Raw genomic sequence first — 19,916 nt, forward strand, 5'->3', positions numbered from 1 at the left:
CTGATGTCTGACCTCCTAGCCCTTGAGTGATCCAGCGGTCATTTGCATGAACGATTTGTTAGCTATCATGTAGACGACCAAAAGCGGCAGAATCGATAAACAAGCGCCTGCCAGCATATAGTGTGTTTGAACCGCTGCCGATGCGCCATAACGCAGGTATGACAATCCAACCGTCAGCGTTTGCAGCTTGGGATTCGTCATCGTGAACACCAAAGGGCGCAAGTATTCATTCCACGCGCCACAAAATGTAAACAGGGCCCCAACCCCTAAGCCTGGACGCATTAACGGTAAAATAATTCGCCAGAAGATCCCCGCATTGGTGCAGCCGTCTATCCGCGCGGCTTCATCTAATTCCCGGGAAATTCCTTGTAAAAAGCTAAGCAGAATGAAGAAAATATAGGCATGACCACTAATCAAAATGAGGACTACACCCCATAAATTCGTATGCAGATGAAGCTTAACCATCAGTTCAAATTGCGGCCTGATAACAACAGCCCCAATTGAAATAAACATCGTTGCAGCTTGAATGCCTACGAACAGCGCCTTCCCCGGAAAGGCAATTCGCTCTACGACATAAGCAGCCATGGAAGCGACGATCAAGGTGCCGATCGTCGTCGCACCGCTCAGAAACAAGCTGTTCCAAGTAAATCTGGCAAAATTCGCTTGAACCCATGCTTCCGAGTAATTCTCGAAATGCAGCGAGGAGGGGAAGATGGTTCCGCCTTTGGTGATTTCAATATTGGACATCAGTGAGCCCAGAAAAGTCACAACAACGGGAAAGATGATGACCAGCGCCGTGACGAGTAAGAAGATCCAGAGCAGCACTTTACCGCTAATTTTTCCGAATGAGACCTGCCGGACTTGCTTTTTGACACTATTTCCTCTGAAAGATTCTGTAACGACTTCCATCCTGCTTGCTCCTTCCTTATTGAAGTTTGTTCAGACGCCTGGACATCGCATGGTACGCTAAAGTGATGATACCGACGATGACCGCCGTAACGAATCCAACCGCGCTTCCATAGCCAAATTGTTGCTCTGTCAACGAACCTGATGCGGTTGGGAAGAACAATTTATACACATATAAATACATGACTTCTGTTTTGCCAACAGGTCCGCCTTCTGTTAAGACCATGATGCTTTCATAGCCTTTGAGCGAGTTAATAATCGCCAGCATAATGACGATTTGGAGCACAGGTCCGAGCATTGGAATCGTTAAGTACCAGAACTGCTGCCATTTATTTGCCCCATCCAGCGATGAGCTTTCATATACATCGTTTGGAATATTTTGAAGACCGGCTAAGAATAAGAGCATGTAGTTGCCCACCGCTCCCCATGCCGCAATAATGATCGTTGTGAGCATGGCATGTTTAGGTCCGAGCCAATCGATTCTTTCCGAGATGATGTGAAACTTGATTAAATATTGGTTGAGAATTCCGTTGTACGAATTGAAAATGATAAAGAAGACAACAGCCATAACAGCAGAACTGATGATGGTGGGCATAAAATAGATCGCTCTAAGCCAATTGCGGCCCCGCAGCTTTTGATTAAGAATAACAGCAAGGATTAAGCTCAAAGGCAGCGTAATCAGCAGCTTGCCGCCTGCGTAAACAAATGTATTAATGACCGAATGCCAATACTCTGAATCTTCCAGCAACCTGCGGAAATTATCAAAGCCCACAAAAGAGGCAGCACCGAACCCTTTGTATTCATAAAACATATAGCGGATTGCCCAAGCAATCGGATAGACGCCTAGCACCATTGTCAGCAGAAAGCTCGGAAATAAAAATAAATATGAAAACCCAATCTGACGAGTCCGGTTCATCCCATTCCCTCCTGTTTCTCGTGTAAGTAGAGAGCGAGAGTGGAGCTATTCCTCCACTCTCGCTGTGAACATCACGTTATCTAATTATTTGGCCATTAATTTCATTGGATCAAAGTTAGGGTTCGGCTGAATTTTAACGGTGCCTTTGGCAATCGCTTTGTCCAGCGCATCATTGTAGCGCTTATTCAAATCTTGAATCGTTTGATCCAGGTTCCCACCGCTAATCATGTATTTAAAGAAAGCGTCATTGAATTTAATGCCTTCCACCGTTACGGTTGGCTGCAACGGCCATGTGCCGTCGTTGCCTGCAGGCAAGAAGCCGTCAATGCCTTTGATTTCCGGTTTTTTGGCAACCGCGGAGATCGATGGCACCATGGAAAGACCGAAACCTTTTTCGTGATACGTTTTGAGCACTTCATCTTCATACATGAACTTCATGAATTTCCAAGCTTGGTCAGCATTTTTGGATGTGTTGCTGATCGCTAACCATTGACCGCCCAAGAAGGAGGTAGCGCCTTTGACAGTGCCATCAATGGACGGTACAGGTGCAGCGGCCCACTCAATTTTGGCAGGGAACTGATTCGCGTATACACCAGGCTCGGAGGAGAAGGAAATATACATGCCGATTTTGCCTTCCGCAAACTGAGCGCGCAGCGGGTCAATATCCAAGGACTCCATACCTGGCAAGGTACTGCCGTCATCCACCATCTGTTTGAAGGATTGAATAATATCTTTGTAGCTGCTGAAATCAAACTTCGCTGTTTTGAAGTCAAAGCCAAGTCCGCCGTAGCCGCTTGCTTCCGCGATCACTCTTGCCGAACGACCTAGCGCACTCTCTGGACTTTTGAAGTTTTGAGCGAATCCATAAGCGCCGGAAGCTTTGCCTACAGCTGTGATTTTCTTCGCATCCTCAACCATTTCTTTCAACGATTTCGGAGGAGCGGCAATACCTGCTTTGGCGAAAAGCTCTTTATTATAAACAAGGCGCAACGTGGAACCATAGTTCGGAAGGCTGTAGATTTTCCCATCCAGACGGTTGAAGTCGTCAATGATTGGGAATTTCTTCTTGATCGCATCGTCTAGGTAGCTGTCGATTGGTTTGAGGTATCCTTTGGCTTGAAAAGGTTGAATCGTATTTTCCTTCACGCGCAGGACATCAGGCGCTTGTCCGGAAGCGAAAGCCAAGTCAATCGCTTGATTGAAATCTTCGGTCTTCACGACCATCTCAACTTCAATGTTGTCTTTGTTTGTATCATTGAATTTCTGCACAACGCTTTTAATATAATCCATATCATGACGATCACCCGTCCAGTAAACAAGCTTCGTCTTATCTTTCTTAACAGGAGCTGCACTAGCTGCGTCCGTTGGCTTTGCGGATGCAGCCGGGCTTGTTGCCGCATTGTCTTTGCCGCTGCTGCAAGCTGCCAAACTGCCTGCTAGTAAAACACTTAATGTGACCGTCCCGATTTTTTTTACCATTTGTAATCCTCCCTTTTTGTGTACGCCGATATGAAATGATGTGAGTGTGTTGGAACTGCTGTTGTCTACACTTTTATAGTAAAAGAATTCGTTCCTTCTGATAATGAGGTCAACTCATGAACAAGGGCAGGTTTTTCTACATTCTACCCTATGAGGGCAGAAAATAGGCAAGCCCTCATGATGGTGAGGACTTGCCCAGAGACATTTCTTTGAATTCGGTTGGCGTGAGACCGGTTTGTTTCTTGAAGACCTCGCTGAAATAGCGCCTGTGCTCGTAACCGAGCTGCTGCGCGATTTCCTGCACTTGATAATCCTCAATGAGCATCGATTTGGCCCGCTCCATCTTGGCCTGCGTGACGAACTGCTGAAAAGCAGTCCCTGTCACCTTCTTGAACAAGTTGGAATAATAGCCCCAACTCAGGTTCACCTGCTTGGCGCAGTGTTCCAAGGTCAAATCCTCGTGAAGATGCGACTTGATATATTCCGCGGAACGGTAAATAATTTTCTGCGATTCACTCGCCCGCTCCTGATTGATATGCCGGCAGCCGACATCGCACAAATCGATAAACCAGGCGCGATACTCGTGCAAATCCGCCCCGCTGTCGCTCTTGATAGCTTGCACTTTGGACTCGAATTCAGCTAGGCTGGCACGCGGGAACTTCTCCAGCAGGACCCGCAGCATGCGCAGGACAAGGCCTTGCAGCAGTCGTTCAACAACACCCGGTTCAGGAAGAACGGAGGTCTTGCCCATCTCCGCGAAAATGTCCATCGCCCATTCCACGCATTTCTCGCGGTTGCCGGAGCGGAACGCGAAAAGGAACTCATTCTCGCTGTCCTCCGTATAAATCCACTCCACTGGCTGATCCTGTGCATCCGTATTATAGCTGAAGGCGCCATTGCCGCCTGTGTAGAAATGATAGGACAGTGCGCTGAGCGACTGCTGATAGCTCTTCGGCAGACCTTGAACCGTATCTGCGGTCAATCCGATTCCGATGGATATAGTGAACTTCGTATGCCTGGCAATATTGGCGCAGCACTGATCGGCAATCGTGATCGGCGACTCATCCATCTGCCTGTTCAGAATGCAAATGTAGCGATTGAAAGCCTCGCGGAATACAACAGCCGTGGTATAGAAGGCGATCGTTTCTTCGACAATATTTTGCAATGAAAACCGGGCCAGCTCCAGTTCTTTCACAGGAACTTCACCATATTTATCCGTAAACTGATCGATTTGGATCGTCATCACCACAAACGGCGGCGCCATCGCATGAATATCGAGGAAGCTCGATAATTTCGTCAATTCTGCCTCATTCGTTTGATGGTGGACAAGCAGTGACAAGTACTCCTGCCGCAAGGCTGGCATGCTTTCTTTGATCTTCTTTTCCAAACCAATCACGTGAGAACGGTTTACGTTTTCTTGCTCCCAGACTTCTTTGGCTTTCACAACAGCCTTCACAATTTGATCGATGGAAAACGGCTTTTTCACATAATCCAAAGCCCCGTATTGAATGGCCTTCTGAGCATAGTCGAAATCAGTATAGGCGCTCAAAATAATAACTTTACTATGAGGCAGCACTTCCAGAATGCTTCGCGTCATCTCAAGTCCATCCATTTTTGGCATCCGAATATCGGTCAAAATAAGATCTGGCTGACTCGCGAGAATGACCGCCAAGCCTTCCTCTCCATTCGTCGCGCTGCCCACAATTTCAATGCCGTGGTCCTGCCAGGGAATCTTCGATGTAATCATTTCCACAACACTGCGAATATCATCAACGACGCATAGTTTAACCAGTCGATTCATGGAAATCTTCCTCACTTTCATAACAGGGCAGCCATAAGGCAATATAGGCGCCTCCGCAGTCATTATTCCTAATCTCCATTCGCCCGCGCTCACCATAGTAAAGGTGCAACCGCGTATAAATATTCCGCAGCGCATACCCATGCTTGGATGTGGTTGGTTGTACAAGGCCATGCAGCAGCTTCTCTGGAATGAGTCCCTGTCCGTTATCCTCAACGGTTATATGGAGCCATTCTCCGTCGTTTCGTGCTGTTAGGCGAATTTCCCCGCCTGAAGACATATTTTTGAATCCGTGTAAAATGCAATTTTCGATCAGCGGCTGAATCATAATCTTGGGTACCAAACACTGCAGCAGCGGCTCTTCAATTTCGAAGTGGCATACGAATAAATTCTCATACGATCTTTGCTGAATCGCTAAATATTGACGAACATGATCGAGTTCATCGCCAAGTGTAATCAAATCCCGCCCGCCGCTTAGGCTGATCTGAAACATTTGCGATAAAGCCAAAATCATTTCATTCACATCTTCATTCTCACCCAAAACAGACTTGCAATAGATCGTGTTCAACGTATTATAAAAGAAATGCGGATCCATCTGCGCCGATAAAGCCTTGATTTCCGCCTTCCGCTTATCCCTCTCGCGGTTCTTCACATCCTCAATCAATTGCTTGATTTCATCCAGCATCCGATTAAAACGGAACCCAACCTGGGAAACTTCATCTTTATAGGCACTTTCGAAACGCACGGAAAGATCATTCTCTTCAACCCGCTTCATTAGTTTTTGCAGTCTAAATAGCGGCTTCAACAACAAATAGGTCAAATTATTCGTGATAAACAGCGATAAAATAATAAATCCGATAATTACGTAAGTCGTCGCCCGTTTAATTCCATTCAGTTTGGAGAGCAGCTCGTCCTTCGCTTGAACGCCGACGATCATCCAATCATCCTTGACCTCCAGGCGCGAATAGTTAACTAAGTAGTCCTTCTTAGCGCTACTATAGAAAAACGAGCCCTTCATCTCCTCCGTCAACTGCTCCGGGAAGGCAGGACGTTGAATCCGATCCCCCTCGCTATTCCGATCAGCGTAATTCACATCTTCTCCCAGGGAGTCGATGAAATAATACTTTTTATTGGATTGGGATAGATTCTGCATGAATAGATCTCTTAGATCATCTTCCTTAACGTTAACAACTACGTAGACATTCGTCGATTCGTAAGCCAAAAAAGAGTCTTCCCCCGCACCTTCAGTCACAAGGGAAAGGACTCGCTGCTTGCCTGTAAAAAAAGTATCTACATGGCCTTTGCTCCAGAACCCGCGCTTCAATAACTGGAAGTGAGTATACATCTCGGATTTATAAAAGGAATTACTCGTGTTCCGCACACTGGATGTCGGGTAGAAGTCCCCGATCGGGGTGGCAATCAGAATACTATCAATCATCGAATCGTTAAATTTCACCTGCGAGAAGACATACTGCAGCGAAGTCAAAGACTTATAATAACTCGATCTGTCATTGCTCTGTACATCCTTCATCAACTGCTTGAAGGCATCGCTGAACATCAACGCCCGGACTGCGATTCCGATATTTTTCAATCGCTCATTTACGATTTGTGCGGATTGGTTCACTGTATCCTGGCTGGATTGGAGCGCATTGCGCTGAATCTCTTTGGAAGCGATGAAGTAAGCAATGCTTCCCGTGGCCATCAGACCTAAGGTAATTAAGACAACAAACGTCAACCAAATCCTTTGTTTTAAAGAAAAAGAATGAAATACGCGCGGAATTAGCGACCAGATAGCTTGTCTATTCATAGGTGGGTGGGGACCTTTCCTCTTCTCGGAACTCAGACTTTCTCTAATTTATTATAGTACAGGACGTTCATCTTCAACATGAGGAAAAGTACAGGCTGAGGGCAGGTTTTTGAAGATTGCAACTGCAAAGAGGCAAGCAGCCCGGGCTGCACGCCTCATTACATCCGTTCTCATAGAAATTACGAGCCTAATTGACTATACTTGAGAAACAACATTCACAACGGGAGATCATTCACTTGCAACTATTGGCTAAAGAAATCAGCAATAACCATGTTATTTCTGTTTATGAGACCTCCGAGCTTTATGGGGACAAAGGGCACTTTCGCGTCCTGCAATTTTCCAATGAGGCCATTCAAGGGGCTATCGATGTAACGAATCCAGCGCGTATTCTATTTGAATATCCAAGGGCTATTATTCACCTGATGGAAGTCAATCATCCCTCTTTCGAGGATATTTTTGTCATTGGACATGGCATCGGGACCATCGCAAGCCATTTCTCGGACAAGCGATTTGTGATCGCGGAGCTTGATGAGAAGGTCGTGGAATTAAGCAGGCGTTTCTTCGGCTACAGCCGGGACAACGTGCGGGTTGGCGATGGTCGCCACTTGCTTGCCAGTGAACAACCAAGCACGTATGATTGCATCATTGTGGATGCCTTCACTTCCAGTGGCACGCCGCGTCATCTGACCTCACTGGAGTTCTTCCAACTTGCTCATGACAAGCTTCATCCTGGTGGAGCCCTCATCATGAACTTGTTCGGCACAGGGGTTCAAGACCGGTACATACAAGCCATTCATACGACGCTTCGCGAAGCTTTTGCCTATACCAAAGTGTTCTTGCTGCGCACCGATGGAGGTAGAGACGTCACCAATATGATCTTCATAGGTCAAGACAACCCCATCGACTATTCAGCTCGCCATCTGGCTGGTTTCATAGAGACGACGCTTGAGCAAGGCTATGTTATTCAGGAATGAGCGCCTTCATCACTTCCATCGCTGCCGATTGCAGTCTTCGTTCCAACTCTTGCTTATAAGATTCTTCTACATAAAAGGACTGGACCAGCCGCTTCACTTGATCGAACGGCTCGAATCCGTTGTCGGTGCGCTGCACGCATTTAATCACAAATATTGTGCCATTTTCTTCGAAAACCGGACTTTGCTGTCCCTGCGAGAGCTTCAGCGCATGTTCCAACAAAATTGGCGCTGCCTCTGATGCCTGTTTTTGATTGCTCGCATCAAGGGTAAGTTCCCAACCGCCTCCTTCCCCCGCCAAGTTTCTGGCCAGCTCAGCGAAGCTTTCCCCCTTCGCCAGTTTGTCCATAACCGGGGCCATTTGGGACTTTCCTTGCCCCCCCTGATCTGATATCGCAATCTTCTGAATACGGATAGCGTCAGGCTTCTTAAATTGCTGCTCCTTGATCTCCTCATATTTCTGTTTCAGCGCTTCCTCAGATAGCTTAAACTCATCCTTGGACAAAGCCTCCTTCAAGCGAATTCGCAGATTAGACAGCTCATATTCATAAAAACCGCGTTCATCGTATTGCATCGGCCCATAAATCGGTTTCTTCTCCTGAACCGCTTGTTTCCTGCGTGCATTCTCTGCGTTCCAACGCTTCAACACCTGCCGATAGCTCAAATCATCTACCAGCCCTTTCTCTTTGGCCCAGCTTTGTTCCACTTTGATGGCAGCCAGCGTTTGAAGTGTCTGTTCCTGCAGCTTCTCTGGAGGCGTCGTACTTCTCAGTTCTTGCCTAACAAGCTTAAATTCGCGGGATTCAAGGGGAATGCCATTGATTTGGGCAACTGCGGTTTCGTCCTGCATGCTGTTGCTCGCATAACCGAAGGCAGCACCCCCAATCCCAATAATCAGAACGATGCTTGTCACCAGCACGATTCGCTTCTTCACTTTCACACAATCACCTGCTTTCTATGGACAAACAAGGGCATGCTGGTCAAGAGCACACCCTTGTTCGAATGATCTGAACTTCAACCCTATCATTTTAAGGCGTGATCTTCAGAGTCGGACGCAAGGCCGCATTGCTGTTCTCACTTGAAGCGTAAGAGACCAAATTCGTGCTTGCCGCAGCGTTCGTGTTGTACACGCGAATGGAGACTTTTTTCCCGCTTGCCATGGCAGCTTGCACTTGTGAGGTAACATTGATTTGGATCGGCGTTCCTGCCGTAATCGTATAATTGCCTAGTACCGTCGTTGATGTTGGTTTGTTATTCCAAGTAAGAGCACCCTCGGTCCACGTGTTGTTAGCGACCAGCTCCACTCTATTCTGAATGCCTGCAGCGCCGGCAGCTGTCGGCGTCAGGGTAATGACCGCATTGCCTATCGTACCTGAATAAGCGCTAAAATTAAATTTAAAATAACCTTCGCGCGCATAGGAAGAAGCATCGGCCTTCACCTCAACCGTGGCCGCTGACGTACCCGCTTGGTTCGTGCCCGCATAGCTGCCGTCCCTAACGAATGAGTCGTCCACTGCTGTGAATGCCGTTGGATTAACTCCTGCAACGCCCGTTCCTTCGTAGATGCCCATATTTGGTGCAAGCGTGCTTGAGACTGGATTGCCAAAGTAATCCTTACCTCCATTATTCGCGACAAGCTTGCCTGCCGCAATAGCCGGAGATCCGGTCTGCAATTGGTAAGCTGCAGCCGTTGCCAAACCAATACCGGCACCGCCTGGATTCTGGAATTTAGGATCAGCTGTCAGTTTAAAGGCATCCGCAGGCTCGCTCGCCGAATGCGTGCCGCTCGCTTCGTAGAACAGATTGTTGCTGAACGTATTCACGCCAAGATTGCTGTTCCAGTTCGTCGTATTCGTTTCACTTGCATTATAGAAAATATTATTATAAAAGGTATATCCTGTTTTCACCGTCGTGTCCGCGCTAATTTTATTGGATTGCCCATCGTAGTAAAAGACATTGTTATACATATAGGCGGGATTCGTTTCATTTGAAGCAAAATGTCTGAAAATAAGTCCGTCATTTTGGCTGACGTTATACCTCATCACATCGTTTTTGTTGCCGCCCATTAAAAGCATGAAGCCCATCGGATTATCATGACTGTAGTTGTACTGGTACGTCGTATTTTCCAAATAGTAATCAAAATCGTAAGCGCATCCATCTTGATTCGAGATAGGTCCGCCGTAGGCTTCGTTGTACTGTAAAACAGAATTTTTGGCCACCGCCAGCCAAATAGCGGCGATCGCATTGGAGGAGGCAATTCTCGTTCCGAAGCTCGTTGCCACGTTATACTCTACAACCGCAGCGTCGGTGTCCCGCAAAATAATGCCGTCTCCGCCAATGTCCGTCATCGTGTTATTGGCAATGTAAAAATTCGTATTCCAAGCGCCATACGTAGACGTTGCCGTAGTTCCGAACGAATTATCATTCGTGTACGTTTTGTGCGCTGCTGCGCGAATCGCGACACGATCTACTTTGCGTATCGTATTGCCCACAATGTGTACGTCGTTGAACCGGGAAATCGTAGCTTGTGATGTCGTATATGTACCCACGATCGTACCGATGATGCCTCCATTTTCCTTTGCTCCAGCATTTTTGTAGCCATTGACGTCGTGAATGTAACAATTTTGGATATAAATATGATTGTAAACCTGGTCGCTTTCATTCGCGTCAATGACGAAGAAGATCCCTGCATAAAGCGCATTCGCATTCGAGCTATTATCCACGGATGGATTGTAGTTGGTCACTTCCAAATTGTTAATTTCCCAATATTGCTGGTTGCGCAAAAAAACAGTGCCTGTATTATAAGCCGTCGTGGAGTTTGCAATGGTTTGCGCGAAGGTCGAACCGCCCCCATTGATAATCGGCTTGCTGCCTGTGCCATATTGATTAATGACAATGGGCTGCCCTGCTGAACCGGAACCTTTTGGCCACAATTGGCCGTTCCAGATCCCTCCCGCCTTAAATAATACTTGATCGCCCGGTTGGAACGTTGTGCTGTTAACTTTTGCTAGGCTCTGCCAAGCCGCACTCGTGCTTGTTCCGCTGTTGCTGTCGCTTCCGTTGATAGAATCAACATAGTAGCTCGTGCCCGCAGCACTGACGTGACTCGGCAGCCAAGCCATCATCAGACTTAGCAGCAGCAACATAATAAGTACAACGGATAGCGGGCGTTTCACATCTGACCGTAAAACCATAATTCAATTCCTCCTTTTGTGTACATCCATGATTCAAGAGATGAAAAAGTTCTTATAGACTCCTTTCCCACTTATAATAAAACGCTTACATTTATGTTCGGTCTAGTTGATAAATTCAATTTTGCTGGAAAAGGAAGCAGATAGCTAGGCAGTTTTTTGACCTCTTCGGTGAATTTTTTAACCTTTTATTCCCTTTCATCCTTCCCAAATGCCAACCTGTTGCAAGTTCTTATGTAAACTTCCTTGACATCGATACTCATAATGATTATCATTATCATTGCTTCTTTCTCAGTGATAATGATTATCATAAATAAGAGAATAGCCTAGGATTTATTCCATATAGAACATTGGGGGAACCATGTAATGAGAATGAGAAAATTCGTACTAACCATCCATCTCTTGCTTAGCCTTACACTAGGTCTTTTTGTAGTCCTTACCTGTACGACAGGCAGCTTGTTGATGATTGAGCCTGAAGTCGAGAGCTGGATGCATCCTGTCCACCATGAACAAACACCTGGTCAAGTGAGTGCCGCAGTGATTAAACAGCATGCCGATGCAGCCAATCCTGGGTTTGTGGCCGACCGTATTGAATATCCGAAAAATGATCCGTTCTATCACGTACATTTGACACAAGCAAATAACGGCAAAGAAAACTTCACAGTCTATGCAGATCCAGGCACTGGAGATACTTTTGGCAAGGTACAGATTGATCGCCTTGAACCATTCGCTACGATCTATCAGCTTCATCGTTATTTCCTGCTTACCTCTGTGATTGGCAAAGTGCCAGCAGCCTCCCTTGTTGGAATCTTGGGAATTGCCCTGATTCTGATGTTGGTAAGCGGGATTTACTTATGGTGGCCAGGTCTTCGCAAACTGGCTACAGGCTTTAAAGTCGTGCTCCATCGAGGGAAATTGATAAAGAATATGAGCTTACATAAGACGGTAGGTATCATTTCCATTCCCTTTTTACTTGTGTTAGCTTTAACCGGCACCGTCAATGCCTTCGAGAAATCCATCCCGAACTGGGTAGGTTTCAAAGCCAAAGAAGAAATCCCTGCGACTGCCTTGCAAAGCAAATCAAAAGATGCCGCAGTACTTCCATTGGACCAAGTTGAGAAAATTGTGAAAGACACTTATCCCAAAAGTGAAGTCATCAAAATTCAACTTCCTCAGAAAGCCGGTCAATCTTATCAAATCGGTTTAAAAGAAGGCCTTAGCGGCAACGGCAGCAGCAATAGTACCCTTTATATGGACGCATCCACAGGTTCAGTTTTGTACAAAACTGACCCCAATCTGGCAATTAATTTGTATAATAGCTGGAGGAAAGGCCTCCACTTCGCTACTTGGGGCGGCGAACCGCTGCGAATCATCAGCTTTTTCTTCGGAATGACCCCGCTTGCGCTGATGATTACTGGACTTTTCATCTGGCGCATCAAAGCCAACGCGCGCAAACGCAGCCGCAACAAATCGGCAGCTGGATCCGCTGCTGCCGCTTAGTTGTTATCTTGGCTCCGCGAATCATCCAATAGCGGCATTTTCTTATGCTTGGCTTTCACAGCCAAGTATAAGCTTGTTGCTATAGCCCCCGACGTTCCGCAAATGATATCCGTCATCGTATCGATCAAGCTGCCATTTTGCGAATTGAGTCCTAATAAATGATCCGTTGTAAATTCATAAATCTCCCATACTCCGGCCATCGCTATGGAAAAAAACAAACTCAACCATATAGCCACATGGGCATTATGCGTCTTCTTTGTTTCTCTGTCATTCGCCTTCTTGTAAATCAGCAAACCAACAAAGCATAAAATAACACCTGAGAACAGATGCTCGAATTTATCCAGGTAAGGTATAACACCATAGAACCCCAGTTCATTTGCTAGAATCATCGTAATACAAATAAATAGCAATATCGAGAATCTTAGCGCCGCGAACATAGGGGTCTTCGTAATTTTGACCACGATTCTTATTAACAGCAGTACCCCGATAATCAGTGCCGCTTCCATAACTTTGGCAGTCTCGCCTTTTATTAAAAAGAAAACCAAGCATATGGCTGCAACTACATACATAGCCAGCTCGAAAAGATCATTCCCTCTATCTGTGCGTTTCTTTATTTGCATGACACTCACCTGCCTTAACTCCAGAAGTGTTGGATTAATACTGGACATTACACATTATGTTTCCTCTTTAAACAGTATATTATCGCTTACTCAATAAAAAAACTAGCCTGCGGATAGGCAAAGCCAGTCGGGTTAGTCAAGGTACCTTGAGGAGTAGCAAGCGGGAGTACCAGCGGAATACCAAGAGGAATACCAAGAGGAATACCAAGAGGAATACCTGCGGAATACAAAGCCTCCTAACGAACTCCATACCCTCTATTCGATCATAATCGCTCATTCTGAAAATCTAATGAATGCCAGATGCTCTATTTCAACCAAATGATTACCATTCAGCCAATAAAGTGGCAGGTAGCGCCAACTCCGTTCATTAAATCTCCAAAGTAGCCAATTTCTCGTCTATAAGCATTAGACAGTTCATTAGATGTTCTTTGCGAGCGAAGACCTCCAAAACAAAGCGGCTAGGCTACCTAGTCAAGGTACCTTGAGGAGAAACAAGCCCCTGCGGTATCAGCCAGCTACAACCCCGTAAGGTTGAAAAACAACCTTACCGTATGAGAAGAACATGCCAAATCAGCGAAGCGGCGCAGTTAACGCTGAAATACAGCTTTAAAGCTGCGGCATCCGCCAGTTCCAACCCCGTAAGGTTGAAAAACAACCTTACCGCATGAGAAAAGCATGCCTAATCAGCGAACCGGTGCAGTTAACGCTGAAATACAGCGTTACAGCTGCGGCATCAGCCAGTTCCAACCCCGTAAGGTTGAAAAACAACCTTACCGCATGAGAAAAGCATGCCTAATCAGTGAAGCGGTGCAGTTAATGCTGAAATACAGGGTTAAAGCTGCGGCATCAGCCAGATCCAACCCCGTAAGGTTGAAAAACAACCTTACCGCATGTGAAAAGCATGCCAAATCAGTGAAGCGGCGCAGTTAACGCTGAAATACAGCGTTAAAGCTGCGGCATCAGCCAGCTCCAACCCGGTAAGGTTGAAAAACAACCTTACCGCATGTGAAAAGCATGCCTAATCAGCGAACCGGTGCAGTTAACGCTGAAATACAGCGTTAAAGCTGCGGCATCAGCCAGATCCAACCCCGTAAGGTTGAAAAACAACCTTACCGCATGAGAAAAACATGCCTAATCAGCGAATCGGTGCAGTTAACGCTGAAATACAGCGTTAAAGCTGCGGCATCAGCCAGATCCAACCCCGTAAGGTTGAAAAACAACCTTACCGCATGAGAAAAGCACGCCTAATCAGCGGATCGGCAAATGATCACCTTTTGGAGCGAAAACCTCCAAAGCCAAGAAATCTGTGGTGGACACCAATGCAAAAAACCTAGCCTGCGGCTAGGTTTCCTGCATTTTTGCGCACGGGGATAAATGGGGGACAAATAAGCACTTTTAGGTGTCTTATTTTTCGTAACGAACCCCATTTGCCTTCCCGTTGAAAGATAAATAAGTCCACATCCGGAGCACGCGTTCCACCGGTCCAAAAGTAAAATGTGTCAGGTACCACCGACTGATAAAAAGTTGACCGAGATAAATAATCAAAGCAAGTCCGCAACCTGCAACCACACCCATTTTACCGAACCAGCCAAGACCATAGCCATAAAAAATCGTTGTTCCTATCACAGATTGCAGCAGATAATTCGTCAGCGACAACTTGCCGACCGCTTCGAAGCGCAACAGCCAAGGGGAAGATTTAGCTGACACATAACATAGCGCAAAAGCGAAAATATAGCCAAGCGACAACAGATTCGATCCAATCATCTCGCCCATTTCGCTCCAGCCATAGTCAGGAAACACAGTTTTCGCTACTTTCAGCAACACGCCAATGGGCAGAAAAATCAGCATTCTTTTCAAATAAACGGCACGTACGTTATCCGGCTCTCGGAACCATTGTTTCTTGGCCGCATACATACCGAATATAAACAGTGGCGCTGTCATAAGAGGAGCGAACAGCATCATGGTAATAATCAAGTATTCATTTAATCCGAGCGGATCCGCGGTATTTCGGTGATGTTTAATTTCTTCATAGGTGCCTGTTCCATAAATGGTGAACGTATCCTTGACATAAGTTTCCATGCGGATTTTGTCTTCCATCGTAGACAAATGATTCGTGCTTTCAGGAGCTAACCCAAGCAGGCCGAATAACCCCAGCAGCAAGGCTCCCACAATCAGCAGCGTCTTGGCTTTACGGTTCATAAAAAGCAGCAGAAAGAGTCCCATACCACCATAGAACACCAGTATATCGCCTTCCCATAAATAAGTGCCATGTGCAATACCAAATGCAAGCAACAGCAGAAACCGCCGCCCCAAATATCTTTTTGGCTTTAATCCTTTGGCTGCAAGGCTTTCCTGCATGTTGATCATGCCAAAACCAAATAAAAATGTGAAAATCGGCATAAAACTGCCCTCTACAAAAATATGTAAAAGCGTTTTCGTAATCGAGTCCACTTGCGATAAGGAATAGACCGCCATCTCATCTTTACCCCATATGCCATATTGAAAAATAAGCATATTCGCCAGCAAAATTCCCAGCAAGCTAAAACCCCGCATACTGTCAATGATAGACAATCTATTCGGTTGTCCAGCCATTTCAATCCCCCCCATTTACCTTAAAGGCAGTTGAACAACTACCGTCGTCCCTTGGCCAACCTGGCTGTTCATTGTGATAGTGCCATGATGAAGAGTTACAATTTTCTTCGCAATCGCAAGCCCCAGACCATTGCCGCCAATGCTGCGGTTTCGCGATGGATCTGTTTTATAGAAGCGCTCGAAGACATGCTCGAGTTGCTCCCGCGCTATGCCAATCCCCGAATCGGAAATGGCCACGACAATTTCATCCGCAGCATGGGTAATACAAACTTGGATATGCCCGCCTGCAGGCGTAAATTTGATACTGTTGCCGAGTATATTCATCCATACTTGATTCAGTTGATCGCGGTCTGCTTTTATTTTGAGAGCAACGTCCATGTCTAAATCGATGATCATATCTTTGGCCAACCATTGGGGCTCGCAAGTGACCACGATTTGCCTGATTTGCTCGTCGAGATGATACGTAGTTGCGTCGAATGGATGATGCTCCGAATCCAGGGATGCAAGTTTCAGCAAATTATCGCTAAGTCTGGATAGCCGCCCGCTCTCCGCGATAATGATGTCCAGATAATGATTGCGATGACTTTCCGCTACCAAGCTGCTGTTCTTCATAGCCGTAGCGAATCCGGAAATCGACGTTAACGGTGTTTGAATTTCGTGAGAAACGTTCGAAACGAAATCCTGCCTCATCTGCTCCACCTTTTTAAGCGCACTTGCCATCTCGTTAAAGCTTTGCGTCAGAGCGCCCATTTCGTCCATGCGTTTCGTTTTTATTTCAACGTCGAAATCGCCTCTCGCTAGACGTTTGGTCGCTTGCGTCAAGACTTGGAGAGGTTTCACCAAATATCTGGCTGCTACCAAGATGCATAGACTCCCAATCAGTAAAACGAGAATGAGGACGAAAAAGACCATCCGATTGATCATATTTTCGTTCTGTGGAGAAAACTGCATGAACATGGCGTGCGACTTCCCTGCGAATGAGAAAGGAAGCCCGATGAACGTCTGACTAACGTTGCCAGGAGAACGATACACCTCTCCATTCAGCACATAACGCACCGCTTCCGGCGCTATTTCAACGCTATTCGTATGGTTTAAGTCATAGTACGTAACTTTGTCGGTATCTTCATACATATGGATTGGATAAGAAGATACTTTGACCATACGCTGCAGGAATGCTTCCCGGTCATCGGGTTTAGTCTGCTCATAGAGACGTATAATTTCTTCGCCTACCGCAATCATATCCTCTTGTCCGGCATGGTTGATTTCTTTTTTGAATAGAAAATAGCCAATATAGGAAGCAGACAGCAAGCTGAAAATAATGACGGCCAAAAAGGTGCAAATGACCCGGACATATAAAGTTTTAATCATCATGTTATTACTAGCCGATACCCCAGACTGCGGGCAGTTTCAATTTGAAAATGATGCGAATCGTTGGCAAATCGTTCCCTGAGCCGTTTAATGTGAACATCCACGGTGCGGTCATCGCCTTCATAATTCATTCCCCAGATCTGAGTGATCAACTGCTCCCGGGTAAAAATTTGCCCAGGTTGATTAGCCAGCTTGAACAGCAGCTCGAATTCTTTTAACGGCAGGGTAAAAATCTCGTCGCCCCGAATCACTTGGAAATTGCGGCGATTCAGCGTAATGCCGCCTAATTGTGCCGTTTGTGAAGACACAATCATATATCTTTTCAGCAGCGCTTTTACTCTCATCACAAGCTCCAGCGGATCGAACGGCTTCGTTAAATAATCGTCGGTGCCAAGCTGAAATCCTTTTACTTTCTGCCCTGACTCGCCCTTGACCGTAACCATCAAGAGCGGAATGTTCACATCAATGCGCCTAATCTCCCTGCACAGCTCCCAACCGTCTAATTGAGGCATCATGATGTCGAGGATCACCAGATCTATCCGAGTTTCCTCCATAATCGCCAATGCTTCAACACCGTCTTTTGCCTCCAAGATTTCAAATCCTTCATTCTGCAAGAATAAAGTCATCAGCTCGCGAATATAAACATCGTCATCGGCGATTAAAATTTTGGCCATGGCGCCTTCACATCTCCAATTTCTTTCGAATTAGTCCCTTATGGGCGGAAGGCGGCATCAACCAAACTGCCACCCGAGTAGATTCCAATGATAGTAAAATAAACTCATAACCACTGATGCTAATGCAACGAGCGTGTAATGCACGCGCTTGAGCGCCGTCCAGTAGCTGCCTTTCCATGCCATGACTGCAAAAGCTACCATCGCCACCGTCAATCCGACCAGGATGATGGGCATGAATAAATACAGATTTAACTGCTGCGTAATGCGGCTAAGCCGGTCCAGCAAATCCATATTCAACACCACAAGGAAGGTGGCTATTAAAGTCGCCAGCGCCCAAACGGCGGTAGCCATAGACAAGCGAATCGCCCATTTTTGCCATTTCGGCATCGCTTTAATGTCACGCCTGCGGTAGGCTGACCCCAGTAATACGCTGATGAACAGAACAACCGAGATGCCGAGCAAGAGAAACCAGAACTTCGAACGATCGAGCAGTGGCGTCGGTTCGAGCGGCATTTCAGGAAGAATATCAAGCAGCAGATGGGTGACTTTGCCAGAAGCATCTGTACGGAATCCGATTTGGTGTGCGCTTTCGACATCCTGGAATAAATTCGGTCCAATCGGAGCGAATACTTGCTGCTCTGTTCCGCTCCCAATGGAGAGTCGGTTATCTGTCACTCCAATGCTAATCTGCGACATGAAGCTGAAAATCTTATCGATATCACTATGGTTTCGACGCGTGAATTGATAGGAACCGGCATACTTCTGCACATCCTTCTCAAGTTCGGCTGACACTGGCGGCAGTTTGACAGCTTGAGCTGGATAATAGCGATCAAAAAAAGCTTTCGCCAACCCTGATGCTGACGCTCCGCCATCGCCCCCGCTAGAGGATACGAAAATCCCGATTTTCTGATCAGGGACAAGATAAAACTCCGTCGTGAACAGTGTGTCGGCGCCTCCGTGAGAAATAACCCGCAATCCATTCATTCTCCGTTCAATGAAGCCAAGGTCCATACCTGGCAAGCGCTCATCAAACTGAAAGGCAGGTGATTGCATCAATCTGAGCGTTTCGGGCTTTAGCATTTGTTTGCCTGCATAACGTCCATCCTGTAGATGGGCAATCATGAAATGGGCCATATCGATCGCCGAAACAGCCGCTGATCCTGCAGGTCGGAAACCCCCTTCGAAAGTAGGCGGCTTGGTTACGAATTTGCCGTTTTCTCGCGCATAGCCGAGCATGGCATAGGGCTCTAAAGACACTGGGATAGGCTCCTGCACAGTAGCATATTTCATTTGGAGCAGATCAAAGATATGGGTCTGAATGTAATCATTGTAAGGCATACCGCTAACTTCCTCGACAATGAGTCCTGCCAGCGCGGCTCCATAGTTGGAATAGGACATCATCTCGCCCGGTGGCCGAACAAGCGCTGGCATATGCTTGGCAAGCGTTTCCGAAATCGATACCGGCAGTTTCCCAGGATCGGTCGTGATTTGATAACCAACGCCCCCTTCTTCAAATCCGGCCGTATGGGTCATGAGATGATGCATGGTAACTGGCTGCGAATAGGTGGATGGTAATTTCACAGTTTTTAAATACGTATTGACATCGGTATTAAGATCGATCTTCCCCTGCTCGACCAGTTGCATGACCGCGGTCCATGTAAACAGCTTCGTTGTTGAAGCAATCCGAAACAGGCTGGTCTCAGGGTTAACCTGCGTGCCTTCTTCCAGGTTAGCGTGTCCGTACCCCTTAGCCAGCATGATCTTCCCATCCTTGACGATCGAGACGACCGTGCCTGGGATTTTGAAATTATCCATATTCGCTTTCATAATACCGTCAATAAATGCCGTTAACTGGACATCATCGTTCAAATCTGCCGCCGTCGATGCCTGAGTCCCCATAAAACTAGTCCCTACCCCAACAATCAGCAGCATCCATATCAGCATTTTGCGAGAGATCTTCTTCATCGACAATGAGTTCATAGAACCTCCAACATTTTTCCTATTTTTGATAACGAAGTCATGACTTTCTGGAGAAATCATATCAAATTTATGTGAACGCAGAGTGAACCCATTGTTCTTTAAAAAGAACAAGAG

15 protein-coding genes are annotated in these 19,916 nt (G+C 46.5%); 3 read left to right on the forward strand and 12 right to left on the reverse strand.

The genetic code is table 11. The features are described from left to right. Positions 1-15 precede the first annotated feature (15 nt). From LOZ80_RS24385 to LOZ80_RS24405, 5 genes are all read right to left on the reverse strand, one after another. Positions 16-909 carry a carbohydrate ABC transporter permease gene (locus LOZ80_RS24385; protein WP_238167113.1) on the reverse strand — a complete coding sequence of 298 codons (894 nt, stop codon included), beginning with the start codon at positions 907-909 and terminating at the stop codon, positions 16-18. Between the two features lie 16 nt (positions 910-925). After that, the gene (locus tag LOZ80_RS24390; protein ID WP_238167114.1) at positions 926-1,822 is read right to left on the reverse strand and encodes a carbohydrate ABC transporter permease; all 897 of its coding nucleotides are present in this window, start codon (positions 1,820-1,822) and stop codon (positions 926-928) included. An 84-nt stretch (positions 1,823-1,906) separates the two neighbouring features. After that, positions 1,907-3,301, reverse strand: a complete 1,395-nt coding sequence (locus tag LOZ80_RS24395; protein WP_238167115.1) for an ABC transporter substrate-binding protein — start codon at positions 3,299-3,301, stop codon at positions 1,907-1,909. A gap of 175 nt (positions 3,302-3,476) precedes the next feature. Continuing rightward, the gene (locus tag LOZ80_RS24400; protein ID WP_238167116.1) at positions 3,477-5,102 is read right to left on the reverse strand and encodes a response regulator; all 1,626 of its coding nucleotides are present in this window, start codon (positions 5,100-5,102) and stop codon (positions 3,477-3,479) included. Further along, on the reverse strand, positions 5,086-6,906 hold the full coding sequence (locus LOZ80_RS24405) for a sensor histidine kinase (RefSeq protein WP_238167117.1): 1,821 nt from the start codon (positions 6,904-6,906) through the stop codon (positions 5,086-5,088). The genes LOZ80_RS24400 and LOZ80_RS24405 overlap by 17 nt, the downstream gene beginning before the upstream one ends. 236 nt (positions 6,907-7,142) lie before the next feature. Between LOZ80_RS24405 and LOZ80_RS24410 the strand changes: the two genes are divergently transcribed. Continuing rightward, the gene (locus LOZ80_RS24410) at positions 7,143-7,880 is read left to right on the forward strand and encodes a spermidine synthase (RefSeq protein ID WP_238167118.1); all 738 of its coding nucleotides are present in this window, start codon (positions 7,143-7,145) and stop codon (positions 7,878-7,880) included. Here LOZ80_RS24410 and LOZ80_RS24415 read toward each other — a convergent pair. Together LOZ80_RS24415 and LOZ80_RS24420 are read right to left on the reverse strand one after the other, a co-directional pair. Further along, complete coding sequence (locus tag LOZ80_RS24415; protein ID WP_238167119.1) at positions 7,867-8,817, reverse strand: peptidyl-prolyl cis-trans isomerase; 951 nt, start codon at positions 8,815-8,817, stop codon at positions 7,867-7,869. The genes LOZ80_RS24410 and LOZ80_RS24415 overlap by 14 nt on opposite strands. 88 nt (positions 8,818-8,905) lie before the next feature. Then, entirely contained in the window at positions 8,906-11,071 is a 2,166-nt protein-coding gene (locus LOZ80_RS24420) for a CBM96 family carbohydrate-binding protein (RefSeq protein ID WP_238167120.1), read from the reverse strand. Between the two features lie 363 nt (positions 11,072-11,434). On the opposite strand from LOZ80_RS24420, the gene LOZ80_RS24425 reads away from it, so the two are divergent. Beyond that, complete coding sequence (locus tag LOZ80_RS24425; RefSeq protein WP_238167121.1) at positions 11,435-12,568, forward strand: PepSY-associated TM helix domain-containing protein; 1,134 nt, start codon at positions 11,435-11,437, stop codon at positions 12,566-12,568. Here LOZ80_RS24425 and LOZ80_RS24430 read toward each other — a convergent pair. Continuing rightward, a complete protein-coding gene (locus LOZ80_RS24430) occupies positions 12,565-13,236 on the reverse strand; it encodes a DUF2238 domain-containing protein (protein ID WP_238167122.1) in 672 nt (223 codons plus the stop codon). The two genes, LOZ80_RS24425 and LOZ80_RS24430, sit on opposite strands and share 4 nt — an antisense overlap. Positions 13,237-13,863: 627 nt before the next feature. Here LOZ80_RS24430 and LOZ80_RS24435 point away from each other — a divergent pair. Beyond that, on the forward strand, positions 13,864-14,118 hold the full coding sequence (locus LOZ80_RS24435; protein WP_238167123.1) for a hypothetical protein: 255 nt from the start codon (positions 13,864-13,866) through the stop codon (positions 14,116-14,118). Between the two features lie 474 nt (positions 14,119-14,592). Here LOZ80_RS24435 and LOZ80_RS24440 read toward each other — a convergent pair whose 3' ends face one another. From LOZ80_RS24440 to LOZ80_RS24455, 4 genes are read right to left on the reverse strand one after another with little or no spacing between them, the layout of a single operon-like run. Next, positions 14,593-15,780 (reverse strand): DUF418 domain-containing protein, encoded by a 1,188-nt coding sequence (locus LOZ80_RS24440; RefSeq protein WP_238167124.1) that lies wholly within the window; start codon positions 15,778-15,780, stop codon positions 14,593-14,595. A gap of 15 nt (positions 15,781-15,795) precedes the next feature. Further along, positions 15,796-17,151 carry a sensor histidine kinase gene (locus LOZ80_RS24445; protein WP_238167125.1) on the reverse strand — a complete coding sequence of 452 codons (1,356 nt, stop codon included), beginning with the start codon at positions 17,149-17,151 and terminating at the stop codon, positions 15,796-15,798. Next, entirely contained in the window at positions 17,148-17,822 is a 675-nt protein-coding gene (locus tag LOZ80_RS24450) for a response regulator transcription factor (protein ID WP_238167126.1), read from the reverse strand. The genes LOZ80_RS24445 and LOZ80_RS24450 overlap by 4 nt, the downstream gene beginning before the upstream one ends. Before the next feature lie 57 nt (positions 17,823-17,879). Further along, positions 17,880-19,802, reverse strand: a complete 1,923-nt coding sequence (locus LOZ80_RS24455; RefSeq protein WP_238167127.1) for a serine hydrolase domain-containing protein — start codon at positions 19,800-19,802, stop codon at positions 17,880-17,882. Positions 19,803-19,916 lie beyond the last annotated feature (114 nt).

It is taken from the genome of Paenibacillus sp. HWE-109, assembly GCF_022163125.1.
Taxonomy (GTDB): domain Bacteria; phylum Bacillota; class Bacilli; order Paenibacillales; family NBRC-103111; genus Paenibacillus_E.